Annotated in this window: 13 protein-coding genes and 1 tRNA gene; 8 read left to right on the forward strand and 6 right to left on the reverse strand. The window is 47.6% G+C overall.

From position 1 onward, the window contains the following. Positions 1-27: 27 nt before the first annotated feature. Both QUA23_RS21085 and QUA23_RS21090 read left to right on the forward strand, forming a co-directional pair. Positions 28-1,197: a pyridoxal phosphate-dependent aminotransferase gene (locus tag QUA23_RS21085; RefSeq protein ID WP_333073730.1), complete on the forward strand. Its 1,170-nt coding sequence runs from the start codon at positions 28-30 to the stop codon at positions 1,195-1,197. Between the two features lie 16 nt (positions 1,198-1,213). Next, positions 1,214-3,103: an aminopeptidase P family protein gene (locus tag QUA23_RS21090; protein WP_333073473.1), complete on the forward strand. Its 1,890-nt coding sequence runs from the start codon at positions 1,214-1,216 to the stop codon at positions 3,101-3,103. A 164-nt stretch (positions 3,104-3,267) separates the two neighbouring features. Here QUA23_RS21090 and QUA23_RS21095 read toward each other — a convergent pair. Both QUA23_RS21095 and QUA23_RS21100 read right to left on the reverse strand, forming a co-directional pair. Next, a tRNA-Thr gene (locus QUA23_RS21095) sits at positions 3,268-3,340 on the reverse strand. Positions 3,341-3,465: 125 nt separating this feature from the next. Beyond that, complete coding sequence (locus QUA23_RS21100; RefSeq protein ID WP_333073475.1) at positions 3,466-5,622, reverse strand: WD40 domain-containing protein; 2,157 nt, start codon at positions 5,620-5,622, stop codon at positions 3,466-3,468. 365 nt (positions 5,623-5,987) lie between these two features. Here QUA23_RS21100 and QUA23_RS21105 point away from each other — a divergent pair, with 365 nt between their 5' ends. The 5 genes from QUA23_RS21105 (at position 5,988) to QUA23_RS21125 (ending at position 15,468) form a co-directional block, all read left to right on the forward strand. Beyond that, a complete protein-coding gene (locus tag QUA23_RS21105; RefSeq protein WP_333073477.1) occupies positions 5,988-7,148 on the forward strand; it encodes a sulfate ABC transporter substrate-binding protein in 1,161 nt (386 codons plus the stop codon). 89 nt (positions 7,149-7,237) lie between these two features. Continuing rightward, a complete protein-coding gene (cysT, locus tag QUA23_RS21110) occupies positions 7,238-8,098 on the forward strand; it encodes a sulfate ABC transporter permease subunit CysT (RefSeq protein WP_333059981.1) in 861 nt (286 codons plus the stop codon). Continuing rightward, entirely contained in the window at positions 8,088-8,966 is an 879-nt protein-coding gene (gene cysW, locus QUA23_RS21115; RefSeq protein WP_333073479.1) for a sulfate ABC transporter permease subunit CysW, read from the forward strand. Before cysT ends, cysW begins: the two co-directional genes overlap by 11 nt. 157 nt (positions 8,967-9,123) lie before the next feature. Beyond that, entirely contained in the window at positions 9,124-9,483 is a 360-nt protein-coding gene (locus QUA23_RS21120; protein WP_333039208.1) for an NIL domain-containing protein, read from the forward strand. 669 nt (positions 9,484-10,152) lie between these two features. Beyond that, positions 10,153-15,468 carry a DUF4347 domain-containing protein gene (locus QUA23_RS21125; RefSeq protein WP_333073481.1) on the forward strand — a complete coding sequence of 1,772 codons (5,316 nt, stop codon included), beginning with the start codon at positions 10,153-10,155 and terminating at the stop codon, positions 15,466-15,468. A gap of 148 nt (positions 15,469-15,616) precedes the next feature. Here the strand turns inward: QUA23_RS21125 and QUA23_RS21130 are convergent, their stop codons facing one another. Beyond that, the gene (locus QUA23_RS21130; protein ID WP_333073482.1) at positions 15,617-15,997 is read right to left on the reverse strand and encodes a c-type cytochrome; all 381 of its coding nucleotides are present in this window, start codon (positions 15,995-15,997) and stop codon (positions 15,617-15,619) included. Positions 15,998-16,177: 180 nt separating this feature from the next. On the opposite strand from QUA23_RS21130, the gene petG reads away from it, so the two are divergent. Next, positions 16,178-16,297, forward strand: coding sequence for a cytochrome b6-f complex subunit V (gene petG, locus QUA23_RS21135; RefSeq protein WP_006632329.1), 120 nt, complete (start codon positions 16,178-16,180; stop codon positions 16,295-16,297). A gap of 149 nt (positions 16,298-16,446) precedes the next feature. On the opposite strand, the gene QUA23_RS21140 is transcribed toward petG, so the two are convergent. The 3 genes from QUA23_RS21140 to QUA23_RS21150 all read right to left on the reverse strand — a co-directional run bounded on the left by QUA23_RS21140 (position 16,447) and on the right by QUA23_RS21150 (position 20,838). Then, on the reverse strand, positions 16,447-17,529 hold the full coding sequence (locus QUA23_RS21140; protein WP_333073484.1) for a glycosyltransferase family 1 protein: 1,083 nt from the start codon (positions 17,527-17,529) through the stop codon (positions 16,447-16,449). A gap of 94 nt (positions 17,530-17,623) precedes the next feature. After that, a complete protein-coding gene (locus QUA23_RS21145) occupies positions 17,624-18,694 on the reverse strand; it encodes a glycosyltransferase family 1 protein (protein WP_333073486.1) in 1,071 nt (356 codons plus the stop codon). A gap of 14 nt (positions 18,695-18,708) precedes the next feature. Further along, a complete protein-coding gene (locus QUA23_RS21150) occupies positions 18,709-20,838 on the reverse strand; it encodes a glycosyltransferase (RefSeq protein ID WP_333073488.1) in 2,130 nt (709 codons plus the stop codon). Position 20,839: the final 1 nt, after the last annotated feature.

Here is a 20,839-nt window from a genome sequence, read left to right on the forward strand (position 1 = left end):
TGCCCCTACAATTACCTATAATATATGATGAAAAATCACGCGACTCGAATGCAATCGGTACAGTCGCCAATAATTCCAGTAGTTGGCGAACTGATCCGCCAAAATCCGGGAACCATATCTTTAGGACAAGGCGTAGTTTACTATAATCCGCCACAAGAATCATTTGAAAAAATCCCCGAATTCTTTTCAAATCCCGACAATCACAAATACAAAGCCGTGGAAGGAATTCCACAATTACAAGATGCTATCGCAGCCAAACTAAAAACAGATAACGACATAGAAATTAACAGCAAAAACTGCATTGTCGTTACCGCAGGTAGCAATATGGGATTTACCAACGCCATTCTCGCTATCACTTCGGCGGGAGACGAAGTTATTATCCAATCACCTTATTACTTCAACCACGAAATGGCGGCAATTATGGCAAGCTGCCGACCTGTGATAGTAGAAACTGACGCCAATTATCAACTTAATATCGATGCTATAAAAAAAGCAATTACCGACAAAACGCGAGCCATAGTTACCATTTCCCCAAATAATCCCACTGGTGTTGTTTATCCTTCCGAAGCACTGCGGGAAGTTAACGAAATTTGTCGCCAGCACAACATCTATCACATCAGCGATGAAGCTTATGAATATTTTACTTATAACGGCGTCAAACACTGTTCGCCCGCCGCTTTTCCCCACAGCAGCGAACATACAATTTCTCTATTTAGCCTCTCCAAAGCCTACGGTTTTGCGAGTTGGCGGATCGGGTATATGGTAATCCCAGAACACTTGCTCGTTTCAGTGAGAAAAATTCAAGATACCATCTTAATTTGTCCCCCAGTAATTTCTCAGTATGCAGCCCTGGGAGCCTTGCAAGTTGGTAGAGGTTACTGCGATAATTATGTAAGGGCGATCGCATCTGTGCGACAACTCGTATTAGACGAACTCAATACCATCCAAAATTTGTGTACAATTTCCCCAGCCTGCGGAGCATTCTACTTTTTCTTGAAAGTTGATACTGAAATCGATACAATGGAATTAGTAGAAAAATTAATTCGCGAATATCAGGTAGCAGTGCTTCCCGGTACAACCTTCGGCATGGAGAGCGGCTGCTATTTGCGGGTTGCTTACGGTGCTTTGGAAAAAGCAACCGCCACCGCAGGTATTAGGAGATTAGTTAAAGGTTTGAAGACAATTTTAAACAAGTAAAATAGGAAAATTAAAAATGGTTGCCACTAACTTAAAAGCAAATACAAATATCCAAGATACCTCCGCTGCAAGACTGGCAGACTTGCGCGATTTGATGGCCGATTATGAATTAGATTGCTATTTCATCCCAGCGGTTGACGAACACTTAAATTTATCAGTTCCAGCAGCCAAGCAGCGGCGAGCTTGGATGTGCGGTTTTACGGGTTCCGCCGGTGATTTGTTGGTTGGTAAAGATGCCGCTTGGTTGTTTGTGGATTCCCGCTACTACGAACAAGCCGAATTGCAAGTCGATACTGGAATTATTCAAATATCGAAACTCGGCTTAGAAGGAAATTTAACCTTAATTGAAACTTTAGAAAAACTGGCTGTAGAATCGACCCAAAAATCTACGAAAATTCGCCTGGGTTTTGATCCGTTTACCGTAGCGACAGAGCAATATCAAAATTGGGTGAAAAAATTCGCGAATGCAGAGATTGAACTCATACCGATCCGGGAGAATTTGACAGACAAAGTGCGATCGCAAACTCCTTGGCAAACAGCAGAGACTTTACCCGCGATTGATGCAGAACCCATATTTAGCTTACCTGTATCCCTGACAGGAGAAACCGCCGCCGAAAAATTAGCCAGAGTCAGGGAAGCGATGCACAAAGCCAATATAGATGTGCTTCCGATTACCAACCTCAATCAAATAGCGTGGCTGTTCAATCTCCGAGGCTCGGATATTCCCCACATTCCCATTTTTATATCCTATGCCATTGTCACCACAGATTCAGCGTTTTTGTTTACAAATCCCGAACGAATTTCGCTAGAAATCAAGCAAGAATTGCGGGCGGATGTAACTTTGCTTCCCTACGCCGACTATCCGCATACATTAGAAACTTGCGTAAATTTGCCACATAAAGTTCGGGTACTTTTAGACCCGAAACACAGCACAGCAGGCACGTACCAGTTAATATTAAACCATCAAGAAGCGCAGTTTTACAACATCGAAATAGTTTTTGAGGCGCATCCGGTAGAAGGGATGAAAGCTCGCAAAAATCCCGTAGAAATCGAGCAGATGAAATCAGCCAATTTCAAAGCAAGTCGAGCGAAAACTTTGACTTTAAAGTGGTTGACTGAACAGCTAGAAAATGGTATGGTCTTGACAGAGTTTGATGTCAAAGAAAGCATCGAAAGATTTTACCAGGAAGAAACAGATTTTCAGACTTTAACTTTTAGAACGATCGCCGGTGCGGGAGCCAATAGCTCGATCGTACATTACGGAACCCCCAGCCCAGAAGTCACCTTAAAACCCGGAGAATTGCTGCTGCTTGACTCAGGCGCGCAATATTTAGCAGGTACAACCGACGATACGAGAACAATAAGTATCGGAGAACCGACGGCGCTACAAATAGAACACTACACAACAGTTTTAATCGCCCACATCAACTGTGCAATGCAGCAATTCCCCAAAGGAACAACCGGAGCGCAATTAGATGCGCTCGCCCGTGCGGTATTATGGCAAGAACAGCTAGACTACGGACATGGCACCGGGCACGGAGTCGGCGCATTTTTAGCCGGTCACGAAGGGCCAAACGGCATCAGCAAATCTGTGCAGTATCCCCTGGAAGCCGGAATGGTAACTAGCATCGAACCGGGATATTACGAACCGGGATGGGGCGGAATTCGCATCGAAAATCTCTATGTTGTCAGGGAAATGCCCTCAAAAAACGGTTCGGTTTGGTACGGATTTGAATCGCTGACGTATATTCCGTTTGAGCGCAAATTGATAAATGTCGATCGGCTGTCAAAGACTCAACTAGCATGGTTGAATAATTATCACGCTTCGGTAGTCGAGAAGCTGGAACCCGTACTTGATGCAGCAACAATTGAATGGTTGAAAAAAGCCTGCGCTGCGTTAGGTTAAGCCTTGTAATTTGTCGCACATTTAACTTGTGCAGCTATTCTTATTAAAACTCTTGTGGGGTGGGCACGCGAGCCCGCCCCAAAGGTACAAAATAGCACATATCAGATAGGGACACGGCACTGCCGTGTCCCTAATTTGTTTGATCCGATTAAAAACTGCTATAAAGCTGGTGACAGGATTTGAACCTGCGACAGGCTGATTACAAATCAGCTACTCTACCAACTGAGTTACACCAGCAGTGAAACTTAATATAGCAAACTTATAGTCATCAGCGCAACCCCCCCAGCCATTTTTTTTTCAAATTCGCCCAAAACCCCTCCCCGTAAGGGCAAAACCGAAATTGTCTGCCCATTGCCCATTAACTAATCGCACCGCCAAATCTTAATCGTCTGATCAGCGCTGCCGCTGGCGAGCAAATTGCCCGAAGGTGCGATCGCCACCGAGTACACCGTACCCGAATGTCCCTTCAGACTGCTCAACAACTCCCCCGTCTGCAAATTCCAAATATTAATCGTATTATCATCGCAGCCACTAACCAAAGTCAAACCGTCCCCACTGATAGCAACCGAATCGCCCCTACTCACATAATTCTGCAAAATATGCACCGCCTCATTCGTTCCTAAATTCGTTACACCCTTTCCCTTCGCATAATTAGTATTTAAAATCCGCAACAAACTGCCCGTGTGCAAATTCCGCAGCTTAATCGTATAATCATTGCTGACGCTAGCAAGAATCTGACCGTCTGGCGCGATCGCCACAGAATTCACCCCAACATTCAACCCCGAAAGAGTCCGCAGCAACTTACCGCTTTCCACATCCCAAACCTTGCTCGTCGCATCCGAACTGCCACTCGCCAATATTTTACCGTCCGGGCTAAAAACCACCGCATTCACATTGTCTGAATGACCCTTCAAAGTCCGCAGCAACTCACCACTCCGCAAATTCCACAGCTTAATCGTATTATCAGCACCGCCGCAGCTAGCAATTACCTGGCGCTTCGGGTTAATCGCCACCGAATTCACCTCCATAGAATGTCCCGGAAAAGTACACAGCAAATCACCGTTGTGCAAATTCCAAAACTTAATTGTTTCGTCCGAACTGCCACTGACCAACATTTTTCCGTCAGAGCTAATAGCAACCGAATTTACGCGATCGGAATGTCCCGTCAGAGTGCCAATTAATTCCGCCGTTTCTAAATTCCAAATCTTAATAGTTTTATCCCAACTACCGCTAGCCATAATTTTACCGTCAGGGCTAATCGCCAGAGAATTCACAAATGATGAATGTCCCGGCAGCGTATATACACACCGCCATTTCTGATGTTTTAATTTGTGAGCTAATTCCTTCACCCGCTTAGCTGCCGCCTCAGCTTCCTCTCTGCGTTTGAGTTCAGCCTCCTCCAAACGCTGGCGTTCCGCCTTAGCTTTCGCCTCTCGCAGCGCCAGCCGCCGCATCTCTCCCTTATAGACTATTCGCTGTTGCTCCTGAATTTCTTTAAGAGTTTCAATATACGGTTGGGCCCAATCTTTAGAAAACCATTCCTGAGCAAATTCCGCCTCTAATTTAAATAACTGAGGTTCGTGAGTAAAATCGATATTTAAATAATACAAATCAGCTAAAAAAGCCGCCAATAACTTGTGAATAGTCACAATTATTTGTCTAATAATCCGCAGACTCAGCTTTTTGTCTTTCCCCTCCGCCTCCAATTGGTGATAAACTTCTTCCCAATTCCAAGGCTGCATCGCCACTAGAGAAACGCTCTGATTGATGACTCCCCAAAAACCCACATGAAAATTAACTTCATAATCGCTGATATCGCTGTAAAGTATAGCTGTCGGTACGGGAGACAACACTGTCTGCAACCGCTCCACATCAATATCAGAAATCGCTTTTTTGAAATAGTCTCCGTAAAACTGAACCGGACACAACTCTCCATGGGGGGGGTAGTGTTGGTTCAAAAAAGCTCTTAACTTAGCCGGCAGCTCGATATTCAGATTGTGGCGGAACGAATCAGGGCAATCTTGGCTAATTTTTGCGGGAGCAACTAACAGCAGCAATCGGTGCTGCTGCTGCTGCAAAATCTGTTCAGTTTCCTGCCTGCTCAAATTAGAAAACCAGTTGTCCCTGTCCCAAATAGTTTGAATTTCGCTCAGCTTAACTCGAATTGCTTCTGATTGAAACTCCCGCATTAAGTCGCGACAAAGCCGGCTAATTGCCCGCTTATCTCTTACTTCTTGTGCCTTAATTCGATTAGCCCGTTCTTCCTTTACCCTTTCTTCTGCGCCGGCGAGGGCGATTAATTCTTGTTCTCTGGCCTGCTGACGCTGCAAATATTTCATTTGTGCTTTAATCCAGCGAGGGTCTTTTTTGATTTGCTGGTTTAAAGCTGAAGAACCAGAAGGTTCAATTTCTGCATAGCGTTCGTTGACAGCGCTTGCTCCCAATCTTTCTCCCAATTCAGAGGCTACAGGCTTCAACAGTTCAATTAGGGTGTCTGAGACTGGGCGGGGTAAGGACATACCAGTTAAAACTTTTTCTTAGTTAAGGACGATCGCGCGAGTCAGGCATATCTCGCTGGGGCGGCGACTCTTGGCAGGGCTATTACATTTGGGCGATCGGCCGATGGTAGTCGTAGGGCGTATCGTGCAGCCGCGCAAGTTGACCACCTTAACTCAATTATAGTATTTATACACTTTACATTTTACCCCAAATCTGGATCGAAAGCACCGATGGAAAAGACTTCAGGATATGCGATCGACCCTGAGTTCCTCCAATTCTTTTTTTTTGTTGCCTTTTGACTCGCTCTTGTCTATAATCGTACTTCACAACCATAATTACGGTATTCCGACCCAATAACCGTACTTTCTCTAGAGGAACAAATATAATGAGTCCGTGGCAACGCCTAAATCAACACCTTCGCTGGCGACAACAGTCATCAGCCAGCACAAATCAATCATTTACTGCCCTGAAAAGATTTGTGTCCCTATTTTTAGTCGGAATAACATTAAGTCTGGCCGTTGCATCCTGCGGCCAGGGAACCACCAACAACCCCGCAGCCACTCCAGGGGGTACTACTCCAGGCGGTGCTAGCCCAGCAGCCAACAAAGGCAACGTAGAATTAACCCTAGTATCCTTCGCCGTCACCAAAGCCGCCCACGAAGCGATAATTCCCAAATTTGTAGAACAGTGGCAAAAAGAAAAGGGTCAAACCGTCACTTTTAACCAAAGCTACGGCGGTTCCGGTTCGCAAACTCGGGCCGTAATTGATGGTTTAGAAGCAGACATCGTACACCTAGCCCTCGCCCTCGACACCGCAAAAATCGAAAAAGCCGGACTAATTCAACCTGGGTGGGAAAAAGAAGTTCCCAACGAAGGCATAGTCAGCAAATCGGTAGGAGCAATAGTTACCCGCGAAGGCAATCCCAAAGGCATCACAACCTGGGAAGATTTAAGCAAAGACGGAGTAAAAGTGATTACTGCCGATCCCAAAACATCAGGCGTTGCCCGTTGGAATTTCCTCGCACTTTGGGGCTCGGTTGTTAAAACCGGAGGAGACGAAACCAAAGCATTAGACTTGACTACTAAAGTCTACAAAAACGTCCCGATTCTGACTAAAGATGCCCGCGAAGCCACTGATGTATTTTTCAAACAAGGGCAAGGCGACGCCTTAATTAACTACGAAAACGAGATTCTTCTGGCAGGTGAGAAAGGCGAAAAACCGACTTATAGTATTCCCGAAGTCAATGTTTCGATTGACAATCCGATTGCCATTGTCGATAAAAACGTTGATAAACACGGTACTCGCGAAGTCGCCGAAGCATTTGTCAAATTTCTCTACACTCCAGAAGCTCAGCGAGAATTTGCCAAAGTAGGCTTCCGCCCAGTAGATGCGACAATAGCCGCAGAACCAGAATTTGTCAAAAAATATGCCCCCATCAAAACCCTATTTACAGCTCAAGACTTAGGAGGTTGGGGAGATATTCAGCAGAAATTCTTCGATGACGGAGCTGTTTTTGACAAAATCCAAGGTTCAATTAAACAGTAAAAAAACAGAATGCCCAGAGCCCCGACTTCCCGGAAGTTGTCGGGGCTCTAAAAGATTCACTATTCTTGACAACTCAAAACTATTCACTTATGGCTGTATCATCTCCAACCAGCAACCCTGAGTCTCCGATCGAAAATATCAAAAGGGCGATCGGTAAAATCACATTACCTTGGGGAATCACCCTAGGCTACCTCAGCTTAATGCTATTGCTCCCAGTTGCAGCAATGCTGCTGAAAGCCAGCACAGCAAACCCCGCCGAATTTTGGGCAATTGCCACCAGTCCGATCGCTCTTTCCGCCTACGATGTCACCTTCTTTACGGCCTTAATGGCGGCATTAATTAACGGAGTATTCGGCACATTAATTGCCTGGGTATTAGTCCGCTACGACTTTCCCTTAAAACGGGTTGTCGATGCAGCAGTCGATTTACCTTTTGCACTGCCCACCTCCGTCGCGGGTTTAACTCTCGCCACAGTTTACAGCGATAACGGCTGGATCGGCGGGCTGTTTGCACCCTTGGGAATCAAGATCTCATTTACTCGCTTGGGCGTAGGAATAGCCATGATCTTTATTTCCTTGCCCTTTATCGTGCGGACTGTACAGCCAGTTTTAAACGAGATGGAAAAAGACATCGAAGAAGCAGCTTGGTGCTTGGGTGCTTCTCAATTTCAAACTTTCTGGCGAGTAGTTTTACCCCCGTTATTTCCGTCTATTTTAACCGGAGTTGCCCTCGGATTTTCGCGAGCCGTTGGTGAGTATGGTTCTACTGTAATTGTAGCTTCTAACATACCCTTCAAAGATTTAATCGCTCCAGTATTAATTTTTCAAAGATTAGAACAGTACGACTATGCAGGAGCAACAGTTATCGGCACTATCCTGTTAGGTATTTCCCTAGCAATGCTGTTCGCAATTAATCTATTACAAGCATGGAGAAGACGCTATGACGGCTAATATCAATTCACCCGCTGATTACAAGTTTCCGCCTGCGGGTTCTAGTCGGAGTCAGGAGAAAGCCTGGGTAAAACCAACTTTAATCGGAATTGCGAGTGGCTATCTTGCTCTCGTCTTATTCATCCCCATGCTCAACGTTTTTTACCAAGCTTTCCGAAAAGGATTTGAGCCATTTATTTCTAACTTAACCTCGCCCGATTTTCTGCATGCAGCCCAACTTACCCTGATAATTTCTCTGATAGTTGTGCCTGTAAATACAGTCTTCGGTTTGTGTGCAGCCTGGGTAATTGGCCGCAATAAATTTCCCGGGCGCACGCTATTAATCAGCATTTTAGACGTGCCGTTTGCCATATCACCGGTAGTTGCAGGTTTAATGATTGTACTGCTTTACGGTCGGGTGGGATGGTTCGGACCTTGGCTGGAGGGGGCTAATATTAAGGTTATTTTTGCCTTCCCTGGAATGGTTTTGGCTACTGCTTTTGTTACCTTGCCTTTTGTGGCCCGCGAAGTAATTCCCGTTTTGGAAGAAGTCGGTACAGATCAAGAAGAGGCAGCTAAAACTTTGGGAGCAAATGACTGGCAAATTTTCTGGAATGTCACCCTTCCCAGTATTCGCTGGGGATTGCTTTACGGAGTAATTTTGACCAATGCTAGAGCAATGGGAGAATTTGGAGCCGTCTCTGTGGTATCGGGAAATATTGCTAAAAAAACGCAAACTTTGCCTTTGTTTGTAGAGGATGCTTACAAGCAGTATGCGACGCAAGCTGCATTTTCAGCGGCGGTAATTCTAGGTTTTTTAGGAGTTATTACCCTTGTGCTTAAGGAGATTTTGGAACGAAAAACTAGCATTAAGGAAGTTGAAGAATAATCATCAGTCATTAGGCTGTAGGCTAGACGCAGTTGTTAGTCATTAGTAGGGTGCGTGGCTATCGACAATCTGCTTGGAATCTCGAAAATTTCGCAGATCCGCACTCTACAAGATATTGGTGCAAAATGTAAACTCAAACAAACATTAGGAGGCCCAAATGTTAGCTCACAACACTAGCGAATCTGAATTTGAGGCGATCGGCAATTTTCACAGAACCCAAGAATCAGATATTCCCAAATCTGATAGTGGTGACAGCAGACCAACTCAAACCCGCATTCGCATTCGTGTTCCTAAAGAGTACCATCAGGAACCTGTGATCTCTAACTTGATTTCTGAATACGGTTTGACGGTGAATTTTAATGCAGCTTTGTTAGGTGTCAAAACTTTAGATGATGGCTGGTTTGATTTGGAACTTAATGGTACAAGTAAACAGATTGAAAGTGCTCTGCTTTATCTCAATGATTTAGATGTGGAAATCTGGAGCAATTCCAATAATCCCGATGAAGAAACTTGGTAATTAGTGAGTCTTGCACGCACCCTAGTGGAAGAGGAGTTAATATTCTGGACTGCGACGCCAAATTTTCTTTCCTCTTCCCAGTTTATTGAGTAAAATAGTGTCCAGAAATATTAGTCATCAGTCAGCATTTATCAGTCCTATATATTCCTGTAAAATAACTGTTCTAAGTTTGGTAGTGAGGAATGCAAGCCCTCATAAAACTCACAGGACTTGCATTCCTCACTACAAACAAATTTGATAGCGATTGTTCGATCGCACATACACCTCATTCAGCAGCTAACCACTACCAAATAATATCAGCTTACAGCTAATAACCGTGATTGATAACTCTTGACTCACAAATATCGATCGTCATCAGTTAACTATTAGATTGACATTTTTTATAAAATCTGGTAAATTCTCCATCTCTGGCATATCAATAAACAGCGCACAAATCTTCTCCAACTTTATTGGAATAGCCGGAACAATATCTCCCTTTAAAACTTCTAAACAATCAAACTAACTCAGTTAGGGCAGGGGAGCATAAAAAAACGTTTTTGTCAATATTCAATTTAGGTGAAAGTTAGGGGCGATCGACTCTCATCCGCACTCACCGGAAAAAGCTCGATCGCTGTTGCGGTTGGTTTGTGATATGAATTTGATGTGTGCGTGTACCAGGAGGATTTGAACGTGGAACTTTATAAAGAACCGAAACACCAGATAGTTTTTGCAGATTCACAAGTTAAAGATTGCGAAAGTTTAACAGAAACGGTCAATCCCGATACAGAAATTGTTATTCTGAAAGCCGATCGCGACGGCATCGAGCAAATCGCCGAAACGCTTAAACAGGGGAAAAACATTGCAGCCGTCCACATTTTGTCTCACGGCGCAGCAGCCAGCTTGCAACTGGGAGCAACAGAACTAAATCTCAGCAACATTGAAAGCTACCGCAATTATTTAGAAACATGGTTTGCTTTGCCAACAGCCGAGGCAAACTCTAACTCTCCAATTACAGCTAAACCAGAAATTCTGCTTTACGGTTGCAACGTCGCTGCCACAGAAGCAGGTGTGGCTTTCGTGGAAAGGCTGAGCCAGCTCACGGGAGCAAATATTGCCGCTTCCGATAACTTGACCGGCAGTGCGGCACTGGGTGGAGACTGGGAACTCGAAGTAACTACGGGCAAAATAGAGACGGCTTTGGCATTTTCGGCTGAGGCGAGGGAAGCTTACAGTGCAGTTTTAGTCGCCACATTTGGCGAACTCCAAGATGCGATAACTCTGGCTAACGCTTTGCCCAATGCAGACACGATCGCCATCACAGGCAACATCACCTTCGCGCCCGGACAGGTTCTGCCCAGGATTTCTACCCCTATCACCTTTACCGGTGGCGGTTTCACCCTTGATCTCGGCAATAACCGGGGCTTCTTCATCGACAGCGCCACTACCCCAGTCACTTTTTCCAACCTGACAATTACCGGTGGCACCTCTACAGGCGCTGCGGGCACAGGTGGCGGCGGCGGTGCAGCCGGCATGGGCGGCGCACTATTTATCAACACCGGCACTGTCACAGTTAACAGCGTGACATTTACTGGCAACAGCGCTACGGGCGGTGCGGGCAGCGCGCCCCCCGTAGCTCCCGCAGTCGCAGGCCCGGGCGGCAACACCGATTTTGCAGGTCTGTTTCCCTTCGTTTCCGCAGGTGGCGCCGGTCAAACAGGCCTCACCGGGTTGCCAAGCATCGGCGCTGAAGGCGGCCCCGGCGGTACGGGCGGCAACGGCGGCGCGGGCAGTGGGGGATTGCCAGGTACCGGTCTTAACGGCGGCGCAGGCGGCGCAGGCGGTACGGGCGGCGCTGGTACCGGCGGGACTAACGGCGGTACGGGCGGCCCAGGCGGCGCAGGCGGCGCTGGTGGCCTCGGAGGAGGAGGAGGCGGCGGTGGCAACGGCGGGGCTGGTGGCGTCGCCGGCACTGGCACAGCAGGTGCAGCCGGCATTGGCGGCATTGGCGGCGCAGGTGGCTTCGGAGGCGGCGGCGGCGGCGGCGGTGTGGGCGGCAACGGCGGCGCTGGCGGCTTCGGAGGAGGAGGCGGTAGCGGTACACCGGGCGGGCTTAGCACGACTATAGGAGCTTTTACCCCGGGCGGCGCCGGCAGCCCAGCCGGCGGTGGCGGCGGTGCTGGTTTGGGAGGCGCAATTTTTGTTAATAGTGGTAGTTTGACCCTGAACAACAGCACTTTGTTCAACAACACAGCAACCGGAGGCGCGGGGGCGACACCGGGCCAGGGCGCGGGGGCAGCGATTTTTGTCAACAGCGGCGCTACAGCAACTCTGACTAACAACACCATCACTGCTAACACTGCGACTGCAACTGCCCCTGCTCTTGCTGTGGGCGGGGGTATTGCTACTAACGGCGGTACTGTGAATGTCCTAAATTCGATCGTCGCAGGTAATGTCGGCGGCGCAAGTCCCGACGTGTTCGGGGCATTCGCTGCCACCAGTATCAACAATTTGATCGGGAATCTTGCTGGCAGCACTGGCTTCGCAGCCACCCAGCAACTGACCGTTCCTCTAGCAAATGTCATCGCCCCTACCGCAGGATTGAACCAGGCTACAGGCGTTCCCCTGACTTATGCTTTGGCTGACAGCACTGGGATTCCCAATCCGGCGATCGATACTGGGGATGCCGCGGCTGCGGCTGCTGCGGGCGCGACTGACCAGCGGGGTGCTGGCTTTCCCCGGACGATCGGCGCTAGTGTTGATATCGGTGCTTATGAATACGGCCCGATCGTCACAGGGGTTAAATTCAACGACCTTAACGGCGATAGCCTGCAAGGTGCCGCGGCGACTGAACCAGGTCTTCCGGGCTGGGTGATTTCTGTAGGCACAAAGAGCGCTACTACCGCAGCCGACGGCACTTACATCCTCCGCGATGTAAAAACCGATACTCCGATTACAGAAGCGCCTCCCGCTGGAACGCCTGCGACTGCTTGGGTGCAGACCCTCGGCCCGACTCCGGCAAATACGGGTATTGTTAATGTCACCGGTGCCAATTTCGGCAACTTCCAACGGACATCGATCGCAGGCAAGACCTACACCGATCTCGCGGGCAACGGCTTCACGCCCGATGACACCGTATTAAACGGCATCACGGTCAACCTCTACACAGACACCAACGCCAACGGTACGCTAGAAGTCGGCACAGATACTGTTGTCGGCACTGCACAAACCACTGCGGGAGCCGGAGATTACACATTCACCGATATCGGCCCCGGCAATTACCTGATACAAGCCACGGCCCCAGCCAACTCCAGCATCTCTTTCCCCGCTGCCGCCATTCTCGTTAGCGCCCAAAGCGGTACTCCCGTCACCGCCCAAAACTTCGGCGTTTTCCAAAACATCACCGTTAGCGGCACAAAATTCACTGACCTCACAGGCAACGGCTTCTCTGCTGACGATACGCCCCTCAACGGTACTACCGTTCGCTTGTTCAAAGATACTAACGATAACAGCACTTTAGATACCGGTGATACGGAAATTGCCTCTCAAGTTACCGGAACAGCGCCAGCGGCTCCTGGCACTTATACCTTTCCCAACGTCGGCTCCGGTCGGCACTTTGTGAGAGAAGATGTGCCGGCGGGTTTCTCACAAACCGCAGGCCCGACTTTTTATCCAATTAACCCGGTCAGTGGCACAAACATTACGGCTCAAGACTTCGGCAACTTCCAGTTGGGCAAAATCAGCGGGATTAAATTTAACGATCTCAACAAAAATGGCATCCAAGATGCGCCAGCAGAACAACCCCTAGGAGGCTGGACAATCTACGTGGATGCCAACAATAATGGCACCTTCGATGCTGATGAAGAAAGCGAAATCACGGATGCTACGGGTCAGTATGAGATCGACGACCTTACAGCCGGCACTTATACAGTGCGGGAAGTGCCACAAACTGGCTGGACGCAAACTGTACCCCCCGTCAACCCAGCCACGCCTACCCTTTCAGGCGCGTTTACGATCGCCGTCACCAGCGGTACCGACTCCCAAAACAACAACTTCGGCAACTTCAAGCCCAACTCGATTAGTGGTCTGAAGTTCAATGACCTCAACAAGAATGCCATCCAAGATGCGCCAGCAGAAACAGGACTACCCAACTGGCAATTCTTCCTCGATACCAACAACAACGGCACTCTCGACACCGGGGAACCGAACACCCTCACCGATGCCGCCGGCAACTACAAATTCTCCGATTTGTCAGCCGGAACCTATAAGGTGCGGGAAGTCTTGCAGCCTACTTGGACGCAAACTACCCCCAACCCGGCCGACATCACTGTCACCAGCGGTCAAGACATCGTTAACATCAACTTCGGTAACTTCCAGTCGAGCACAATCAGCGGTCAAAAATTCAATGACCTCAACAGCAACGGCGTTAAGGATGCCGGAGAATTGGGGCTAGCTAACTGGCAAATATTTCTCGACAGTATCAATCCGGATGGATTGTTTCAGCAGGGCGAACCGACTACCATCACCGATGCAGAAGGCAACTACACTCTCCGAGATATACCCGCAGGTACTTACCAGGTAAGGGAAGTCCAGCAAAACGGCTGGACGCAGACTACCCCCAACCCCGCCCCCGTTACTGTTAATCCTCCCAATAACATCCCCGGCATTGACTTCGGCAACTTCCAGCCCCAACCCGGGGCGATCCGAGGCCTGAAGTTCCAAGACACCAACAACAATGGCACTCAGGATGCTGGAGAACCGGGTTTACCCAATTTCCAAATTCAGTTAACCAATGTCGTAGCTGGAACTGCTCCTGCTCCTGTTACTACTACCACAGACAACAGTGGCAACTACCTGTTCGCGAACCTAACGCCGGGAACCTACCGCGTCAGGGAAGTCAACCAACCTGGGTTCACCCAAAGCACACCCGAACCCGCCGACATCACCCTAACTTCGGGTGCTATTGTCACTGGCATCAACTTCGGGAACTTCCCAGCGCCGACGCCGACTCCGCCGACGCCGACGCCGACCCCGCCACCACTGCCACCTGTGCCGACGCCGACACCTGCACCTGCACCTGCACCGGCGCCGACACCTGAACCTGCACCGACGCCGACACCTGAACCTGCACCGACGCCGACGCCTGCACCTGTACCGACACCGACACCGACACCTGCACCGACGCCTGCACCTGTACCGACGCCGACACCTGCACCTGTACCGACAGATTTGGTTTGCCCTGAGAACTTCCCCAGAATCGCTACTCCCAATGAGCCCGGCACTTCTTCAGCGGGTAATGTGATCAATGGCCCTAACGGCGACGATACGATCGTGGGTAGTGCCGGCAGTGACTCTATCTTCGGATTGGCCGGCAACGATTTGATCTTTGGCCGAGGGGGCGGTGACTACATTAATGGCAATACGGCCAACGATACTGTCTACGGAGGCATCGATAGCGATACTCTCTTCGGTGGCAAAGGGTTTGACCTGATTTTTGGCGATCGCGGTAACGATACGATTTATGGCAATCGTGGCAATGACTCTCTTTCTGGGGACGAAGGCAATGACTTATTGTACGGGGGCAAAGCTGATGACGTAATTTTGGGAGGTGGCGGCGACGACGTGCTAATTGGCGATCAAGCCAATGACACTCTCTGCGGCGGCGAGGGTAACAATACCTTAATTGGCGGCAGCGGCGATGATTTGCTTTTTGCTGACACCGGCGATGACTTGCTCTTTGGCGGTATTGGCAGCGATACCCTCGTCGGCGGCAGTGGCAGCAATGGCTTTGTCTTGTCAGCGGGCGGAGGAATTGACACGATTTTCAACTTCACCGCAGGAGTTGATTCGATCGAGTTGGTGGGAGGCTTGGACTTCAATCAACTGTCATTGACCGAAACTAATGGCTCGACGGCGATCGGAATCGCCAACAGCGACCAGATTTTGGCTATACTGACGGGCGTGCAGCCGAGCCAGTTATCGGCTCAGAGTTTTAGCTTGCTGGTTTAGTGCGCTGATAAAACTCGGTAGTTAAAACCGATCCTAAACTTGCTTGTGGTCCCACCAGAGAGGGACTAACCGAAAGCAGAGCCTCGAAACCCATGCTTCGAGGCTTTGCTGCCAAAGAAGGGGAACGAATTCCGTTCCCCTTCTTTGGTCAAATTTGTTCGAGGTATTTCAGCAAATCGGCCATTTCTTGCGGACTCGGCTGAAACTGCGGCATTGGTGGGGTTTGCCCGCTGGTGACTTGCCGGATCAGATCGAATTCGGATTTGCGCTCCGACACTCCGTGCAAGTTGGGCCCGACTTGACTGTCTGAAACGGATATGTGACAACCCGCACAGTTCATTTGAAAGATGGCAGAACCTTGAAACGGGTTGCCCGTGAGAGATAGTACGCTTCTGACGTAAGGATCGGCGACTTGAAACTGACGAATTGCGATCGTTGCCAAGATGATGGCAAGCAACACCGCTACCCCAAATATGGCTAGTCGCTCGATCGGGTTTTTAATTTCATTCCTGGCAAGTTGGTTATTCAAAGGAGTTCAATTAAAAATAGTATCTACAAGAAAATTTATTTCTCATAACATAGCTTAATCGTTCGCAGCGGGGAGAGCAAGATCTTATACTCCCGGAGGGGCGTTTTTCGGAAAATTCATCTGTGTAAGTGCTGGTAATATTAAAAATAGGTTGTTAAATCTTAACGTTAAGGAGATCTCATGGTAGAACCGCTGCTTTCAGGTATTGTTCTGGGTCTAATTTTTGTTACTCTGGCGGGGCTGTTTTTTGCTGCTTATCAGCAGTACAAGCGCGGCGATCAGTTGGGTATCAATAAGTAAAAGGGGCTACAGTCCCTAACTCAGGCTGTCAGGGGGAGGGGGAATTGGGAATTGGGCATGGGGCATGGGGCATTAATCTACCTACTGACTTCTTCCCTCTTCCTTCTTCCCTTTTCCCTTTTCCCTCTTCCCTCTTCCTTCTTCCTTCGTTAAAGATATCGATCGAGAATAGCAGCAGTTTCTAGGCCTGTTTTTTCCCAGCTAAATAGTTTTGCTCTGGCTAAACCGAGAGCCCGCAAGTGCGATCGAACTTTGGCATCGACTGCAAGCTGGTGCATAGCAGAGGCAATTTCCTCGACGCTGTAGGGGTTTACTAATAATGCTGCACCTCCAGCCACTTCGGGCATTGAAGACAGGTTAGAGGTGATGACAGGAGTGCCGCAGGCCATTGCTTCGAGCACGGGGAGCCCGAATCCTTCCCAAAGACTGGGGAAAACCAGGGCGATCGCTTGGTTGATAACTTTGGGCAAGTCGGCTGCGGGGAGGTAATCTAGGAATTTTACTCGATCGACTAATCCCAATTCTTGAACCTGCGCCTTCAGCAGTGGCGTATACCGTTTGTCTTCCGAACCTGCTATCCACAATTCGTACTCGGAATTCTGCTGCAAAGCAGCAAATGCTGCTACAACTCGCTGCACGTTTTTATAAGGATTGTGGCGACCGATATAAAGAAAATAATTGCTTGTTGGTAAGTCTAAAAAACGGAAAAAACTGGTATCGTATCCGGGAAAAATGGGCGTAATTAAATTAGTAGGAATGTTGCAAAAATTAGCAATATCTTTAGCAGTTGATTCAGAGTCGCAAATGACGTGTTGAGCCTGCCGCAGGACTTGGGGAATGTAGTAGCGGTGGTAAGGTCTCAGAGGATCGAAGCGGCGGGGAAATCGCAGCGCTATTAAGTCATGTACTGTAATTATATAGCGGCAACCTGCAAATAAAGGAGCTTCGGGAATTGGGGAAAATAACAGGTTAGATTTTAGCTGTTTGTAAATTTTGGGGAGTTGGGTTTGTGTCCAAAGTAATCGGTTGATGTGTCCTTTGGTTCCTTGTTCAGGGGTTAGGTTTGCGGGGATTTGGTAGCAGTTACTATTGGGAAATTTTTCGGCTGTTAGTAATGTGGGATTGAGGGATTTTAGGTGAGGAAATAGGTTTTTGGCGTAGATGGCTAAGCCTGTTGGTTTGGAAATTAGGAATGAGAGATTGATGATCAGGTTGGATTGGGAATTGGACATGGGATAATATGTAGATTGCGGTTTTTTGGTGGGAGTTTTTTTAACCGCAGAGGGCGCAGAGGACGCAGAGAGGAGAAAGGAAGAGAGGGGAGATTTAAAGATATTGCTGTAATATGTTGGCGGTTGCTTTTCCGGTTTTGTGCCAGCTAAATTGAGATGATCTGGCTAAACTAGCAGTTTTTAAGTTCGATCGCACTTTTGAATCTGTGGCTACTGTTTGCATGGCTTCGGCTATTTCTCCGACGCTGTAAGGATTGACTAATAATGCCGCATCTCCGGCTACTTCTGGCATTGATGATAGGTTGGATGTGATGACGGGTGTGCCGCAAGCCATTGCTTCTAAAATTGGTAAGCCGAATCCTTCCCAAAGTGTAGGGAAAACTAGGGCGATCGCCTGATTCATCAGTACGGGCAATTGAGAATAGGGAACGTAACCGAGAAATTTTACCAAAGATTGTAAACCTAATTCTTCAACTTGTGCTGTCAACTGTGGCGTGTAGGCATTGGGAGGCCCAGCTAGCCACAATTCCCAATTTGCGCGATCGGGCAAACTCGCAAATGCAGTAATTAATCTTTCCAAGTTTTTGTAAGGATCGTGTCTGCCGGTATAAAGAAAATAATTTTTGGTTGGCAAGTCGAGATATCTAAAATTAATATTATCGCAAGCTAGGGGAATGGCGGTCATTTTCTGACGCGGAATCTGGAAAAAGTTAGCAACATCTGCCGCCGTTGCTTGAGAATCGCAAATAATGTGTTCTGCTTGCCGCAAAACCTGCGGTATGTAGTAGCGGAAATAAGCTGTTAATCGAGAAAACCGTTGGGGAAATCGCAAAGGAATTAAATCGTGAACTGTGACGATGTAGCTGCAGCCGGAATACAAAGGTGCTTCGGGAATTGGGGAAAATATCAGGGTAGACTGTAATTTTTGGTAAAGTTTAGGTAATTCAAACTGAGTCCACAGCAGCCTGTTAATTTGTCCTTTCGGGCCGCGATTCGGTGTCAGAGTTTCGGGGATGTGATAGCAAGTATAATTGTCAATTTGCTGGGAAACAAGTAATGTGGGTTCTAGCTGTTGCAGTTGCGGGAAAAGATTAGCTGCATAAGTTCCGATTCCCGTTGGTTCAGGACTTAAGAAGGATAAATTGATTAAAAGTGGGTTAGACACGCTTGAATTAGCCTTTAAGTTCGATCGAGCATTTGAGCTATATCGGCAGGATTTGGCAGCCGAATTGTAGCATACTCTTGGTGAAGAATCTCAAAAAAACTATTGACTTTTTTATCGAAATGTGCAAGTCTAAAGTTCTGACTGCGTTGCTGTGCACCAGCTTGAAGTTCGGCTAGCAAATCGGGATTAACAATTAGTTGATGTGAATGCTGGCACAGTTCCTCAACGGTATTGAACAAAAAGCCCGATCGCCCATGTTCCACAATTTCCGGTTGGCCACCGCCGTTGAAAACAATCGGAGCACAACTATTTTGCATGGCTTCGACAGTCGCCATCCCGAAATGCTCAAATCTTTGAGGATTGACTTCACCCAAACCGCAGCCGTGCCAAAATATGCTCGCTCTAGCATAAAGCGATTTTACCTCATCAAAGTCAGCATTGACTTTTAGCTCGATCGCCCTTGAATCTTGCTTCAATAAATTCTGAACAGTCTTTAAATAAGGATTTTTCGGAATGCTACTTCCGGCTAAAATTAGCCGCCATCCTTGAAATTCTTCTGGATAATCTGCTAGCAAACAGCGGAAAGCTTTAATTAGTTCAATTTGCTTTTTTGTTCCCCCAGCTTCAAACTGTCCCACCGCCAAAATTATTTTTTCTTTCGGCACTTTAAGTGTTGCCATTTCTATCGGCGGATAAAGCAGAAAAGTTGGCTGTAGGTTCCAGCGTTTCTCCAACCACTTAACAGTAAATTGACTGTTGGCAATAATGAAAGTGTAGTCATCGACAGCAAAATGACGGTTGCGGAAGGTATTGGGAAAGTGGCAGAAAAATATTGAGATTGGCGACAGTGGCTTAACTTTTTCCAGTTGGTTCGCGTTGATAAAAATATCGTAGTTTTTGCTTTCTGTGGCAATTTCATCAAAGGGATTTTCCATATCTTCCACGATGATGCTGGAATCGATGCACTGCATTCCGCGTTTCTCGTAAAACGCCAAGGGCATAATTTTAATTTTGCATCCTGAAAGGTTGAGTCCGTACCACGATGCTAAGTCGGAAACAGCAACTGGTTTGTTAGCGATAAAAGTAATGTCAAATTCATTTTGTAGCACCGAGGCGATAGTAGCGACGTATTTTTGGCCACCACCAATAAAATGCAGCCCGTGATCGTAAATGGCGATCGACATTTTGCGATCGCCCCGAACCACCTGCAATCGAGACAAAATGCGATCGATCTTCATCCGACTGTAAATCACCGCCAACTTTTCCGACAACTGTGGCAATACAGTTTCAATGATTTCTGGTTTCTGATAATCCAGCAGCTTTTTAATCGCTACAAATAAACTCTCAAACAGCAAATCGTACTGCTTGTTAGTAAAAAAATCAGAAGTATGAATTCCCTTGACTAATTGCAACGGTTCATGTTTTGCCAAATACAAAAACCGATTCCGGTTGCAGAAATACTCGGTAAGTTTGCTTCCTTTACTCGAACCCCTATATTCGTGATGGGCGATAGCTGCGGGAGTATAAAGCATTTTCCAACCGCGTTTGTGGCAGCGTTTGGCAAACTCTACATCCTCAAAATACATCACAAAATCTTCATCTATCGGCCCCACATCTTCGAGACATTTTCTGCGAAAAAGCACCGCAGCCCAACAAAGCCCTTCGACTTCCTGTTCTGTATCGTACTGTCCCGAATCTTTTTCGCCAAAACCGACATCTTGCCAATAAAAATTAGGTAATTGCTGAATGCCTGCGCTGTTAATTCGCCCGTCTTTAAACAGCAATTTGCCGCTAGTCGCACCTACTTCTTTATTAGTTTCTAGCCGTTTTACAAGAATCTCTAACCAGTGAGTGTCAAGGGTAGCATCATTATTTAGAAAGGCGATATATTGCCCTTTTGCTTCGCTGATACCGAGGTTGAGGGCTTTAGCAAAGTTGTTGGCGGAGTTGACAAAAATCCGAACTTTTGGAAATTGTTCGCGCAGGGAAGTAACGGAATCGTCTTGAGAACAATTATCAATTACAATTAAATCTAGTTGCGATTCGGGATACGCAAGTTTTTGTAGAGATTTTAAGCAATCTTTCGTGTGGCGCAGACCGTTATAATTGACTATAATTAACGAACATATGGGCAGTGTGGTCATC

The organism is Microcoleus sp. Pol1C5 (assembly GCF_036701115.1).
Lineage (GTDB): Bacteria > Cyanobacteriota > Cyanobacteriia > Cyanobacteriales > Microcoleaceae > Microcoleus.